Raw genomic sequence first — 13254 nt, forward strand, 5'->3', positions numbered from 1 at the left:
TCCCGAGTTTCCTCGGGATTTTTTAATTGTATATTATAAATAAGAAATTTTAGACTTATACAATCTTATTTCTCTTACGTTCAACTTCGGTTAAGAATACTTTTCTTAATCTTAAATGATTAGGAGTTACTTCTACATACTCATCTTTTTGAATATATTCTAAAGCTTCTTCTAAAGAAAATTTAATTGCAGGAACGATCTTAGCTTTATCATCAGCTCCAGAAGAACGTACATTACTTAACTTTTTAGTTTTAGTAATATTAACTGTCATATCATCTCCTCTAGAATTCTCTCCTATCACTTGACCTTCATAGATATCCTCACCTGGATCTACAAAAAACTTTCCTCTATCCTGTAATTTATCAATTGAATATGGTATTGCAGAACCTTTTTCCATAGATACTAAAGATCCATTAATACGACCTGGAATATCACCTTTAAGCGGTTGATATTCTTTAAATCGGTGCGCCATAATGGCCTCTCCAGCAGTAGCGGTTAGTAACTGATTACGTAATCCAATAATACCTCTTGATGGTATCATGAACTCACAAACCATTCGTTCTCCTTTGGCTTCCATGCTTAACATTTCTCCTTTACGCATTGTTACCATTTCTACCGCTTTACCAGATACATTCTCCGGTAAGTCAATAGTTAATTCTTCAATAGGTTCGCATTTTACACCATCAATCTCCTTAATAATTACTTGCGGCTGTCCGATTTGTAATTCATATCCTTCTCTACGCATTGTTTCAATAAGAACAGATAAGTGAAGTACACCTCTACCGAAAACCAAGAATTTATCTGCACTATTAGTTTCATTAACTCTAAGTGCTAAATTTTTCTCTAATTCTTTTTCTAATCTTTCTTTGATATGTCTTGAAGTAACAAATTTTCCGTCTTTACCAAAAAACGGAGAATCGTTAATTGTAAATAACATACTCATCGTTGGCTCATCAATTGCGATTGTTTTTAAACCTTCTGGATTTTCAATATCAGCAACGGTATCACCAATTTCAAATCCTTCTAGGCCAACTAAAGCACAAATATCTCCTGCTTCTACTTTATCGACTTTCATTCTTCCTAAACCTTCGAAAGTATGAAGTTCTTTTATTCTTGATTTCTTTATAGTTCCATCACGTTTTACCAAGGAAACCTGCATTCCTTCCGTTAATGTACCTCTTTGTAAACGACCAATCGCTATACGACCTGTAAATGAAGAAAAATCTAATGATGTAATTAACATCTGTACTGTTCCTTCTTCAATCTTTGGCGCAGGAATATGCTCCATTACCATATCCAATAATGGTTCTATACTATCAGTTTCGTTCTGCCAATCATCACTCATCCAATTGTTCTTTGCAGAACCATAAACTGTTGGAAAATCTAACTGCCACTCCTCTGCTCCTAATTCGAACATTAGATCAAAAACTTTCTCATGTACCTCATCTGGAGTACAGTTCTCCTTATCTACTTTATTAACAACTACACAAGGTTTTAATCCTAAATCAATTGCTTTTTGAAGTACAAAACGTGTTTGCGGCATTGGCCCTTCAAAAGCATCTACTAATAATAGCACACCATCAGCCATATTTAATACACGCTCTACTTCTCCACCGAAATCGGCGTGACCTGGTGTATCAATAATGTTGATTTTAGTTCCTTTATAAGTAACAGAAACATTCTTAGAAGTAATCGTGATTCCTCTTTCGCGCTCTAAATCATTATTATCTAAAATTAAATCTCCTGTATTCTCGTTTTCACGAAATAATTGACAGTGATACATAATTTTATCTACCAAGGTAGTTTTACCGTGATCTACGTGAGCAATAATAGCAATGTTTTTTATAGCAGTCATATACGCCTGAATTTAAGGGTGCAAATGTACGTTATATTTTAATAGGTTGTACATTAAAACAAGAATAATAAAACAGCTTCAAAATCAAACACTTAAACCTCTCTTTTAAAGCTCCTTAAATTTCAGTTAACAATTAAGTATTCGAACAATAATATCTTGATAACATAGGGTAAGACAGCTAATATTCAACACTGTAATAGACATCAAACTTCTTGATAAATAATCTTTTCATTCGACCATTAAAACGCATATCTTTGCATTCTTAAAATATTGATATGGAACTTTCAAAGATTAAAAATCTAAAAAACCTTGATGCTAATAATTTTTTCCTTCTTGCAGGGCCTTGTGCCATTGAGGGAGAAGAAATGGCTTTAAGAATTGCTGAAAAAGTAGTAGAAATTACTTCTAAACTTAAAATTCCATATGTTTTCAAAGGTTCTTTTAAAAAAGCAAATCGAAGCCGTATTGATAGTTTTACGGGTATTGGAAATGAAAAAGCATTAAAAATATTACGTAAAGTAGGAGAAACTTTTGAGGTTCCAACAGTTACCGATATTCATGAGAATGATGATGCAGCTATGGCTGCAGAATATGTTGATATTTTACAAATTCCTGCATTTTTGGTAAGACAAACTGATCTAGTAGTCGCAGCAGCCAAAACCGGAAAAACAGTAAACCTTAAAAAAGGGCAGTTTATGAGCCCAGAAGCGATGCAACACGCAGTAAAAAAGGTTAACGATAGTGGTAGTGACTTAGCTATGATTACAGATAGAGGAACTATGTTCGGATATCAAGATATGATTGTAGATTTTAGAGGAATACCAACTATGAAACAATATGCTACAACAGTTCTTGATGTTACACATTCTCTACAACAACCTAATCAGACTAGCGGAGTAACGGGCGGAAGACCAGATATGATAGAAACGATCGCACGCGCTGGAGTAGTAACTGGTGTTGATGGTTTATTTATGGAAACGCATTTTGATCCTTCAAATGCGAAAAGTGATGGTGCTAATATGCTAGATCTACAATATCTAGAAAAGTTACTTAGTAACTTGGTTGCTATTAGACAAACCGTTAATTCGTTATAATTTTTTTATTTCTATGTAAATATGCTTGCTCAAGGAGGTCAATAAGCGTGTCTTCTTCTATTTCCTTTGGCTCAAAATAGCGTAAAGATTTAACGTATTTTCTTTTATCTGACACTAGCTTATCCATGTGCTTGGTAAAATATTGTGCTCCCCAAAAGCCAATATCCACATATCCTTTAGTTACATTTAGATAGCAAATAGGACTTTTATCTATGTAATAAAAAGGAACTTTCCACTTAAATAGCAATTGTACCTCTGGCAAAGTAGTTTCAATAAGTACCTGTAAATGAAGTAACATAGATCGAAATGGTTCCGGTTGGTTAAGAATATAATTTTCTGCAGGATTCAATAAAAAATGGTATTTTTAAATAGTTAATTTTACAATTATTAACCCCAAGATATCTAATCACATTGAAACCTCAAAACTCAATTCAATTAATCTTCTTTTTCCTTTTTTTATTACCTGGACTAGCTGAAAGTCAGATAAAAAAAAAGAAACAAGAAACATATGCCATAGAAGCAACTGTTCTGGATAAGAGCACCAAAACTCCTTTGCCTTTTACGAATGTTTTAATTGACGGAACATCAATAGGAACTATAACTAATGAAGAAGGAAAATTTGAGTTAACTATTAGTAAAAAATATGAATCCCGTAAAGTTGTATTTTCTTTTGTAGGTTATAAAAACAGTAGTATATCAATAAAAAAATTAAAAGATACTTCTAAAAAAGTATACCTAAATCCAGTTTCTACTTCATTAGATGAAATTGTTGTAACGGTAAAAAACAAATACAAAGAACTGATTGATCAAGCTATTTCATTAATTCCAGAAAATTACTCTCAGCAATCCACTGAACTAGAAGCATATTACAGAGAATTAACAAAAATAGATAACAATTACACAAAATTCTCCGATGCTGCGAGCCTTATACATTACTCCGCTTATGATTCTAATTTTGATTATTTATTATCTAGGACAAATTACATGCAGTTTAATCGTCTAGAATATAATATTAACCAAGTTCCTTTTCCTGAGCCCCAAAAATTTGTAGCTGACACCAGAGACAAGGCCAAAATAATAGCCTTAAGAAAAAGTAATAATCTACAAGATTATAAAATTTTAGAACAATCAAAGAAATTAAAATCTATCGACACTTTAAATCTAAAATGGTTGGAAAATAATGAAATAGGTGGAGGTCCTCTTCGATTAACTGGAGCAGATAAAGTAAAAAGGAAAGAAGATTTCTTTGATTCCCAAATAAATAACAAATATCTTTTCACCCTTTATGGAAAGAGCACTTATAATAATAAGTTAGTTTATATTATTTCTTTTAAGCCAAAAGATTTCTCTGATATTGAAACTCCCTATATTGGTGAAGTGACTATAGAAGAAGATAGCAAGGCAATTATTTCATATCAATATAAACTTACTAACGAAGCAAAGAGTACTTTAAACCAGCGATTCGCAGCCCAACTAAAAACTCCAGAAGTTATAGAAAAAAGTAGCAAAAAAGCATTTATTACGCGCATTACCAGTCTAAAGAACTATCAAGTTTATGTTACATTCTCTGACTATAAGAACACATGGTATCTAAAGCGAATTAAAGCAATTAATTCGTATGAAAACACAGGTGATTTATTCGAAAACTATAAAATAACTACAGAGTCAGAATTAATAGTTGGCGCGGTTAATATTGAAAAAATTTCTTCTTTTACTAATGACGAAATATTTAAAAATAATTTTTCTAATGCTCTATTTAACTACCCGCTTTCCTATGATAGCAATTTCTGGAATAACTACAATACCCTTATAGCTACTGGTGTTGTAGGAGAGGCATTAGAAGATTTAGAAGTTAAAGGAAGTTTAGAATCACAATTTAAACGTAAAAACTAATTCCAGATTAAGTTCAAAAAAATTTGTGAGTTTCAACATTTTAATTTTACTTTGTATTTCAAAGTACTTTTAATATGAGCACAGAAGATTATTTAAAAGATATTACGGAGATCAAGGATATGATGAATAAATCATCACGATTTTTCTCCCTTAGTGGTTTATCAGGAATATTAGCAGGTGTATATGCAATCATAGGTGCAGCAATTGCTTATTATCTTGTTAGTATCAGCGGTATAGATTATGTTATCGCCGAAGGAAAGATATTTAACTATATTCTAATTGACCTTGCAGCAGTAGCGCTTTTAAGCATTATAACCGGTATCATATTAAGCAACAGAAAAGCTAAGCAAAATAACGAAACCCTTTGGAATGGAACTTCCAAAAGATTACTCACTGCTTTTTTAATTCCATTGGTTACTGGTGGTATTTTTATTATCATCAAAGTTTATAATCATCATTATGGCCTTACTGGATCATTAATGCTAATTTTTTATGGATTAGCCTTAGTAAATGCGTCAAAATACACTATTGGAAACGTAAAATATTTGGGGTATGCAGAAATTATATTAGGTTTGGTGTGTTCTGTATTTCCGAATTATGGTTTCTGGTTTTGGGTTATAGGATTTGGGATAATGCATATTGTGTATGGTAGTTTAATATACTTAAAACACGATAGATAATTCTTAGAAACACTTAAATTTTAAGCTTAAAAGCTAAGAAATGAGCAGTATAATTGGAAACATAAATAAAGCATTTGATCACCGAATACGACTGGGTATTATGTCCATATTGGTGGTTAATGAGTACGCTGATTTTAAAATGCTAAAGGAATTGTTAGGTGCAACTGATGGAAATCTAGCTAGTCACACCAAAGCACTAGAAAAATCAGAATATATATTAGTTGAAAAATCTTTTATAGGGAAAAAACCAAACACGCGATATAGTGCCACTAAAAAAGGGCGTGAAGCCTTTAAAAAACATGTAGAAGCTATTGAAAAATTACTAAAGCAATAGCTATATTTTTTTATCTTTTTACTTTGAAATTCAAAGTACTTTTAAAAATTAAAAAATGAGATCAGTATTATTAGAAATATTATATGAATGGAGTAAAATACCATATCAAAAATGGTTTAAGAAAGAAGATCCTTGGGATATTCCTATATCACAATTATTGAGATATCCCCAAACCACTCTTGGGTTTCACTTAGGAAGCTTTTTATTACAACATGATTTCACACCTCAACCTAAATTAGAAAATCACGATGTATTCCATGTATTAACAAAAACTGGAATTACAGTTCCTGAAGAAATATCAATGCAATATTACCTTCTTGGAAACGGCAAAAAGAGTGCTTACCTATATACTGTAATCCTGATAGGAACCTTACTCTATCCTGATAAGTTTAAAGTATTTAGAAATGCATTTAAACAAGGGCGTAATGCCTATTCATTTCATCAATTGGATTTCAAAAAATTACTAGATCAATCACTGGACACCATAAGAACAACTTTTTTAATATCTACACCATGCAAATAACACAATCAGCAAATCGAAACGCCCTTATGATAGCAACCTTTAGCTTTCTTTTAGGCACGATACTCTTATTACTACATCTAATTGTTCCATGGGAACAAATAACCACAATAGGTCTATTTTATGTTATAATTGCCGTTGTTCTTAACGGAATAACTTTTATAGGATTATTAGCAAATACAGTTATCAATTATCACTGTTACAAGGAAAACTTAACCACTGTATTAGTTTTCTTATTAAATATTCCTATTGCTATTGGATACTTCTTAATCGTTATCAATAACCCTTTTCATACTATTATTTTATAATGAATTCTTTACAAAAACAACTCCCGTTTATTAAAGGTTTTAGTATAGCCGTAGCATTTAGCATAACACTTTTAATTATTAGAGTTACAAAATTAGATTCTGTTTTCTTTCTATTTTTAATCTGGAACTTATTTCTAGCCTGCATCCCATACGGAATAACAACCGTGCTTAGTTTTGACAGAATACACAAAAATAGATTTCTATTCGGATTAGGTTTTATAGCCTGGTTAGCTTTTTTACCTAACGCGCCTTACATACTAACCGATTTACAGCATATTAGACTTAGTTCTCTACATTCTGTATGGTTCGATGTGCTTCTCATCTTATCTTTTGCCATTAACGGATTAATAATTGGATTTGCTTCTTTGCGAACAATGCAGCGACTACTTCGGGAACACTTCACTAATAAAGTCACCAATATCATAATACATTTAACCTTATTACTATGTGGGTTTGGTATATACATGGGACGAATACTTCGATGGAATAGTTGGGATCTCCTTCAAAATCCACTACACATTCTCGGTGACATATTTAGACGAATAATATCACCTATCGAACACATACATACTTGGGTATTTACCATTGGTTTTGGCAGTTTTTTGATCATCACCTATCACTTAATACAATATTATCACAAAGAAAATAACTAAAAATACAATCACTATAAATTTAAACAGTCATGGAAAATCAAAAACCAAAAAAGTCCTTTGGACAATGGATAAAGACCTCAATCACCATTCGTATGCTTATGGTAGGTATATTAATTTTAGTTCTATTGATTCCTCTTTCTTATATCAAAAGCCTAATACAAGAACGTTCTATAAGACAAGAACAAACTGTAGTGAGTGACATCAATCAAAAATGGGGAAATCAAGTAATGCTTTATGGACCCATTCTAAAAATCCCCTATCAAACTCACAAAATAAAAAAAACATGGGATGAAAAAACTAAATCATACACCGAGGAAGATATCATTACTGTTCATCATGCGTTCTTCTTTCCTGATTTATTAGATATAAAGGCCAATGTAACATCCGACACACTAAAAAGAGGTATTTATAAATCTCCTGTATACACTTCTGACATGAAGATTAAAGGATCATTTTCAATACCATCTTTCGACACTCAAGACATTGCGGAAGAAGATATTTTATGGGATAAGTCTACTATTATTCTTAACTCTACAAATCTAAAAGGAATAAAAAGTAATCTCCAACTAAAACTCGGTACAGAAAATTACTTGCTCCAATCGAAATACTCAAAAAATTCATACACCAATACATTAGAAACTAAATTTCTAAACGAAAACTCCTGGCCGAAAGAAAAAGCAATTGACTTTAACCTAGATCTTATCATCAACGGAAGTAATCAACTAAAATTCATCCCAGTAGGTAAAGAAACCAATGTAAGTATAACTTCTGATTGGGCTTCTCCAAAATTTGATGGAAACTATTTACCAGACCCAAAAACTAAATCAATTACCGAGAAAGGATTCAAAGCTAGCTGGAAAGTTTTACAAGTAAACAGAGAATTCGAACAAGAGTTTTTTGGTGAATTACCACATATTAATTCATCTGCCTTTGGAGTAAAATTCATTGTACCTGTAGATGATTATCAAAAGAGTGAAAGGACTGCCAAGTATGGATATTTAGTTATAGCGCTTACTTTCTTAGTCTTCTTTTTAATACAAACTATTAGTAAGATAAATATTCATCCATTTCAATACCTAATGATAGGATTAGCATTGACCATGTTTTATACTTTATTGATATCAATCTCCGAACACTCTAGCTTTTTATATGCTTATCTGATTGCTGGTACATCTGTAGTAGTATTAATTTCTATTTATACTAAAGCAATCCTTAGAAGTTTTAAGTTTATGGCCATGATATCAACATCTTTAACTGCTCTGTACGCCTTTATATTCGTAATCATTCAATTAGAAGATTACGCTTTACTAGTCGGCAGTATTGGATTGTTTCTAATATTAGGAACTATTATGATGGTATCCCGAAAAATCGATTGGGGAAATGATGGAGTCTAATCTATTACTAACCCATTCATCTAATTCTAAAAAAATAAAATTCTAAACTATTAAATAACAAACAAAAATGCTGGTTAGTTAGTTGAGAAAAGTCGTGCTTCGAATTTTTGAAGTGCGGCTTTTTTTTAACAAAGATTTGTTTCTTTTAGAAATTGTGTTTCACAAAGAAAACCGTTACTTTTCGTTCTTAAACAGATCTTAACTCATATTGGACCAACAAAAAGAAAATACTAATGAAAAAAAACATATTTGTGTCAGTAATACTGGTTTTCAGTTTATTTATTTTCTCTTGCAAAAAAGAAACCGATAAAAAAATAGTCACAGAAGAGATAAAATTCACAAAAGAAGGAGAACTATCTATTTATAACTTACAAGATTCAATCCCAAGTCAAATTGTTTCGTTAGACATAGAAATCGCGGATAACGATTATGAAAGAGAAACGGGACTGATGTATCGTAAAACTATGGAAGAAAAAAGAGGTATGTTATTTATTCAGGAGAAGTTTAAACTACAAAGTTTTTATATGAAAAATACATTGATCCCTTTAGATATTATCTACATTGATGATCAATATAAAATCGTGAGTTTTCAAAAAGATGCAAAGCCATTAGACGAAACATCTCTTCCTTCTGGAAAACCTGCTAAATATATTTTAGAAATAAACAGTGGGTTATCTGATCAATGGAATTTAAAAATTGGTGATTCTATATCCTTTAAAAGAAACTAAACTTATCTGAGTCAAATAAAAACCCTTGAAAGATTATTCTTTTCAAGGGTTTTACCCAGGGATAAATCGGAAAAATTATTTAATAATCTTCACAACCTTATTAATAGTTTTACCACTGAATTTCACAAAATATATTCCTTTTGTCACATTAAGAGGTATTGATATCACTCCATTTTTACTTGATATCACATCAGAATAATACAATCCTCCTTTTACATCTCTAATCGTAACACTAAGAGACCTATCCTCTCCCAATATTTTAAAGTTAATCTCATCTTTAAAAGGATTAGGATAAGGTGAAGAAATCCTTACCGCATTTTTTTCTGGTTCTTTATTTAAAGGCTCATTTACCCAACCGTTATCATACCATCCTTCACCGCATATTTCTAAATCTCCTGTTTGTTGTTCTCCATTTATACTAAAAATAACTTTTGCACATGTTACCCCAGATAATGTATACTCATACCATCCATCTCCATCTATATCCGTCATTTGGGCACCAGGCCAAGAAGTAGTCAAAGATGTGGGAGTTGTTTCCCAGTAATATAATGTTACAGAATTCCAATTAGTATTGTTATTATTAAAATGAATTGTCAATTCATCATCAGAAACATCGCCAGGACAAGCTGTTGGACACTGATCATACCATTGATTAGTAGATGAATCATACCATCCATCTACTTCTCTCATCAAATCATCTGATTGCCCTCCATTGTTGTTGTTATTAAACACAATACCTATGTCAGCATTTTCTTCGATCAAAAATGAGTACCACTGTGAGGATTGTTCTCTATCCATTGATCTACCTGGCCAATTCCAACCAGGTAATGGTTGATTTGTATTTTTATCAAATAAATACACATATACATCATTCCAGTTAGACATATTTCGATAATAAACAGTAAATGATTGAGCCTCGGTGATATTATAATCTTCAGAAATAATCGATGACTGACCGCTACTATTATAAGCAATAGCCCTTAATGTAGTATCTTCTGTAAAAATCAATTCATTTTGATATAAAGAACTAGAATCCGAAGGTTCTGATCCATCTACGGTATAATAAATTACTCCTTGATTGGTAGTCGATAAATTAACCGAAACGCTTCCTTCATAAGATCCTCCTAATGGAGTAACTGACAATTCAGGCAATCCTAAAACTCCCGGACAATCCGAAGGGCATTGATCATACCAAATATTTTCTGAATACACATACCAACCATCTACATTTCTAAATTGATCGTCTGACTGTTCACCATTTCCATTTGTAAAAACAAGACCAACCTCTACTGACTCCGCTATGATTGTAATGTACCAAGGCGAATCTTGTTCTTTAGTCATTAATTTACCTGGCCAATTCCAACCAGGTAATGCTGCATTATTATTTTTATCAAAAGCGTATACATAAACCTGACTCCAATTAGAAGTGTTCTTAAAGTGAATACTATAAGAAGGCAAGTCACCAAATGTATAATTCCTAGTGATTACTTCTGAAGAATTTCCATTTTCATCAAATGCTATTGCTTTTAAGATGATTGGTTCACTATCAGCACTACCAATATCGAATGAATTCGAATATTCAGTACTTGATTGATCAGGATCTGATCCATCTATAGTATAATAAACAACAACCCCATCATTAACAGATGTTGTTGAAGCTTCTAACACTACTTCAATCGTATCATCATAATTTCCAGAATCGGGGGTTACAGTTAGAGTTACCTGATCACTACTATTAAATTCCCCAACATATACATGTTGAATAGGGGTCTTAAACACATTCCCCTTGGTATCCACAGCTTCTACATAATAATCTACCAATACATTAAAGAGACCTTTAATCTCTGCATAACATAAATCTGCAATAGCTGTTGGTTCTATAAATAAATCAATTTCTGGATCTTGTGTTACATTACCTTTTGGAAATTCTTTCTGTATCATAGAGATACTATTCCAAGAACTCACACCTTCACTAGTTGAATATACGTCATTCACATTATCAGAAATAGGATTTACGCCATCATTATCTGTTCTATATTTTAACTCTACTGAAGCCAGACCATTTACATCATGTGCAAATGTCCAAACATGAAAATCAGAAGTATTCTGAACTTCTTGATACGCATAAATAGGCCCAAACCCTTTACCTCCAGGATTATATGGAAAACGTTGTGGAATAAACACAGATGGTGGCGTATTGTCTTGTTCTGGGGCGTCTCCAATTTCTGCTTTCGCATGTTCTATTGCAATATTACCCGCTAGCGTCTGCTTAACCTCCATATCAATTGCTTTCCCATAATACATATAACCACTAGTTAAAGATGGTAAGAAAAAATGCCAAGCTTTTTCCGCATTAGAAGCCCCGAAAGAAGGGTCAATAACTTTTGCAAGATCAACACCTCCACTATTGTCCTCTGCAGTTAAAACATAGTTTTCTGCAGCAGTTATTACCGCCCAATTTCTAGCATCCTCAGTCCATCCATCCGGATTAAACGTATAATCTGTGGTATCATACAAAGGCCATAACCAATTAATAAATTGAGGGTGTCCCCAATCATTAGCAGCATTTACCCAAGATCCATCTTCTACTCTCACAATATCACTTTCTGGAACTGGGTAAGAGTTTAAGAATTGTTGTATTGTAGTAGGGTCATACCCCTTAGAAGCAGCTTCATTAGCAAATCCAGGAACTGACTCCTGATAATAGCTATCTCCACCACCCCAAGCATTATCACCATCATGAGCCAACAATACAATTGATGGTTGACTAGAATTACTAAAAGGAGCTATATTAGCATCTATTTCTCCTGTTCCCATAGAACTGAATCCATTCTGATAACTTAACAAATCTGCCATAGGGACTACGTCCATTTTATACGCTTGACCAGTTTCTGGATCAATATATTGAGCTTTATGTGCTTGATAACAATATGGAGCAGCAAAAGTACCTCCTCTCCCGTCTATTTGACCTTTCCACCAATTCTGTCCATTGGTAGCTACTTTATCCGCAGCATTAGGTGGGTCAATATTAACCCCAGAAGTTCCATAATCCAATGGGTAATCGTTTAAAGTACGTGATAAATGGCTATTAGCTACAACAGACCATTGAAAACCCTCTTCTACCAAAACCTTTATGATCCTTTCGGAAAAAGAACATTCTGCTGGCCAAAAACCTTTAGAATACTCTCCTCCAAAAGTTTCAGTCATTATTAATTTATGCGTTTTCAATTCCATTCTTAAAGCACGTTCACTTATTAATGGTGCTAATGCATGATGAAACGTAAATCCCGTTAGATCCATCCTAGGCTGTCCACCAGATGTTTTCCAGTTTTTAGCTTCTATAAAATTATTTTCCCAGCCCTGGCTATAACCCCAAACTCCAGCATTTCCTAGGCTATTTACATTTTCTATCAAACAACCAGAATAATTAACCTGCGCACCACCATTTGGTAATCCCAACAATGTTTGAACAGAGTTCTTTGGTCCATACTGATATGCTTTTACACGATCGTATTTCCCAAAAATTTCCTCCAAATTATTTAATGGATGACTTATTCCATCATCATAAATATTCCAGGAGTCACCAGAAATTTTTAGATTATGAGACTCTAGAACAGTCTGATAGCGGTTAGGATTTTCTTTACTTTTCTCAGGCCAATAATTGGGCTGTTGCATATGCCACAAATAAGAAGTGTGGACTTGTTGTGCTACTATCCCCGAATAGACAAATAGCAATACCAAAAATAAGTTAGTGTTTTTCATGAATCTTGTGTGTTAAATATATAATAGTGTTAT

12 protein-coding genes are annotated in these 13254 nt (G+C 32.6%); 9 read left to right on the forward strand and 3 right to left on the reverse strand.

Features of this window, described 5'->3' with window-relative positions; genetic code table 11:
* Window positions 1-55: 55 nt before the first annotated feature.
* Window positions 56-1855, reverse strand: coding sequence for a translational GTPase TypA (gene typA / locus NMK29_RS15175; protein ID WP_108802389.1), 1800 nt, complete (start codon window positions 1853-1855; stop codon window positions 56-58).
* Window positions 1856-2130: 275 nt separating this feature from the next.
* Between typA and kdsA the strand changes: the two genes are divergently transcribed.
* A complete protein-coding gene (gene kdsA, locus NMK29_RS15180) occupies window positions 2131-2949 on the forward strand; it encodes a 3-deoxy-8-phosphooctulonate synthase (RefSeq protein WP_108802388.1) in 819 nt (272 codons plus the stop codon).
* On the opposite strand, the gene NMK29_RS15185 is transcribed toward kdsA, so the two are convergent.
* Window positions 2936-3298, reverse strand: a complete 363-nt coding sequence (locus tag NMK29_RS15185) for a DUF1801 domain-containing protein (protein WP_108802387.1) — start codon at window positions 3296-3298, stop codon at window positions 2936-2938. The genes kdsA and NMK29_RS15185 overlap by 14 nt on opposite strands.
* A gap of 62 nt (window positions 3299-3360) precedes the next feature.
* Between NMK29_RS15185 and NMK29_RS15190 the strand changes: the two genes are divergently transcribed.
* The 8 genes from NMK29_RS15190 (at window position 3361) to NMK29_RS15225 (ending at window position 9459) form a co-directional block, all read left to right on the forward strand.
* Complete coding sequence (locus NMK29_RS15190; RefSeq protein ID WP_159092132.1) at window positions 3361-4842, forward strand: carboxypeptidase-like regulatory domain-containing protein; 1482 nt, start codon at window positions 3361-3363, stop codon at window positions 4840-4842.
* A 74-nt stretch (window positions 4843-4916) separates the two neighbouring features.
* Complete coding sequence (locus NMK29_RS15195; RefSeq protein WP_108802385.1) at window positions 4917-5522, forward strand: hypothetical protein; 606 nt, start codon at window positions 4917-4919, stop codon at window positions 5520-5522.
* 40 nt (window positions 5523-5562) lie between these two features.
* Window positions 5563-5856, forward strand: coding sequence for a transcriptional regulator (locus NMK29_RS15200; RefSeq protein ID WP_091412334.1), 294 nt, complete (start codon window positions 5563-5565; stop codon window positions 5854-5856).
* A gap of 55 nt (window positions 5857-5911) precedes the next feature.
* Window positions 5912-6379 carry a Coq4 family protein gene (locus NMK29_RS15205; protein ID WP_108802384.1) on the forward strand — a complete coding sequence of 156 codons (468 nt, stop codon included), beginning with the start codon at window positions 5912-5914 and terminating at the stop codon, window positions 6377-6379.
* A 26-nt stretch (window positions 6380-6405) separates the two neighbouring features.
* On the forward strand, window positions 6406-6684 hold the full coding sequence (locus NMK29_RS15210; protein WP_147404134.1) for a hypothetical protein: 279 nt from the start codon (window positions 6406-6408) through the stop codon (window positions 6682-6684).
* Window positions 6684-7337, forward strand: a complete 654-nt coding sequence (locus NMK29_RS15215) for a DUF1361 domain-containing protein (protein WP_108802383.1) — start codon at window positions 6684-6686, stop codon at window positions 7335-7337. Before NMK29_RS15210 ends, NMK29_RS15215 begins: the two co-directional genes overlap by 1 nt.
* A gap of 29 nt (window positions 7338-7366) precedes the next feature.
* Window positions 7367-8731: a cell envelope integrity protein CreD gene (creD, locus tag NMK29_RS15220; protein WP_108802382.1), complete on the forward strand. Its 1365-nt coding sequence runs from the start codon at window positions 7367-7369 to the stop codon at window positions 8729-8731.
* Window positions 8732-8964: 233 nt separating this feature from the next.
* Window positions 8965-9459 carry a DUF192 domain-containing protein gene (locus tag NMK29_RS15225; protein WP_108802381.1) on the forward strand — a complete coding sequence of 165 codons (495 nt, stop codon included), beginning with the start codon at window positions 8965-8967 and terminating at the stop codon, window positions 9457-9459.
* Between the two features lie 75 nt (window positions 9460-9534).
* Here the strand turns inward: NMK29_RS15225 and NMK29_RS15230 are convergent, their stop codons facing one another.
* Window positions 9535-13221 carry a starch-binding protein gene (locus NMK29_RS15230; protein WP_108802380.1) on the reverse strand — a complete coding sequence of 1229 codons (3687 nt, stop codon included), beginning with the start codon at window positions 13219-13221 and terminating at the stop codon, window positions 9535-9537.
* Window positions 13222-13254: the final 33 nt, after the last annotated feature.

Origin of the sequence: Aquimarina sp. Aq107, assembly GCF_943733665.1 — a bacterium.
GTDB lineage: Bacteria > Bacteroidota > Bacteroidia > Flavobacteriales > Flavobacteriaceae > Aquimarina.

Coding starts and splice junctions, on each gene's coding strand:
- typA (WP_108802389.1), bottom strand. CDS start 1,855: ATGACTGCTATAAAAAACATTGCTATTATTGCTCACGTAGATCACGGT.
- kdsA (WP_108802388.1), top strand. CDS start 2,131: ATGGAACTTTCAAAGATTAAAAATCTAAAAAACCTTGATGCTAATAAT.
- NMK29_RS15195 (WP_108802385.1), top strand. CDS start 4,917: ATGAGCACAGAAGATTATTTAAAAGATATTACGGAGATCAAGGATATG.
- NMK29_RS15200 (WP_091412334.1), top strand. CDS start 5,563: ATGAGCAGTATAATTGGAAACATAAATAAAGCATTTGATCACCGAATA.
- NMK29_RS15205 (WP_108802384.1), top strand. CDS start 5,912: ATGAGATCAGTATTATTAGAAATATTATATGAATGGAGTAAAATACCA.
- NMK29_RS15210 (WP_147404134.1), top strand. CDS start 6,406: ATGATAGCAACCTTTAGCTTTCTTTTAGGCACGATACTCTTATTACTA.
- NMK29_RS15215 (WP_108802383.1), top strand. CDS start 6,684: ATGAATTCTTTACAAAAACAACTCCCGTTTATTAAAGGTTTTAGTATA.
- creD (WP_108802382.1), top strand. CDS start 7,367: ATGGAAAATCAAAAACCAAAAAAGTCCTTTGGACAATGGATAAAGACC.
- NMK29_RS15225 (WP_108802381.1), top strand. CDS start 8,965: ATGAAAAAAAACATATTTGTGTCAGTAATACTGGTTTTCAGTTTATTT.
- NMK29_RS15230 (WP_108802380.1), bottom strand. CDS start 13,221: ATGAAAAACACTAACTTATTTTTGGTATTGCTATTTGTCTATTCGGGG.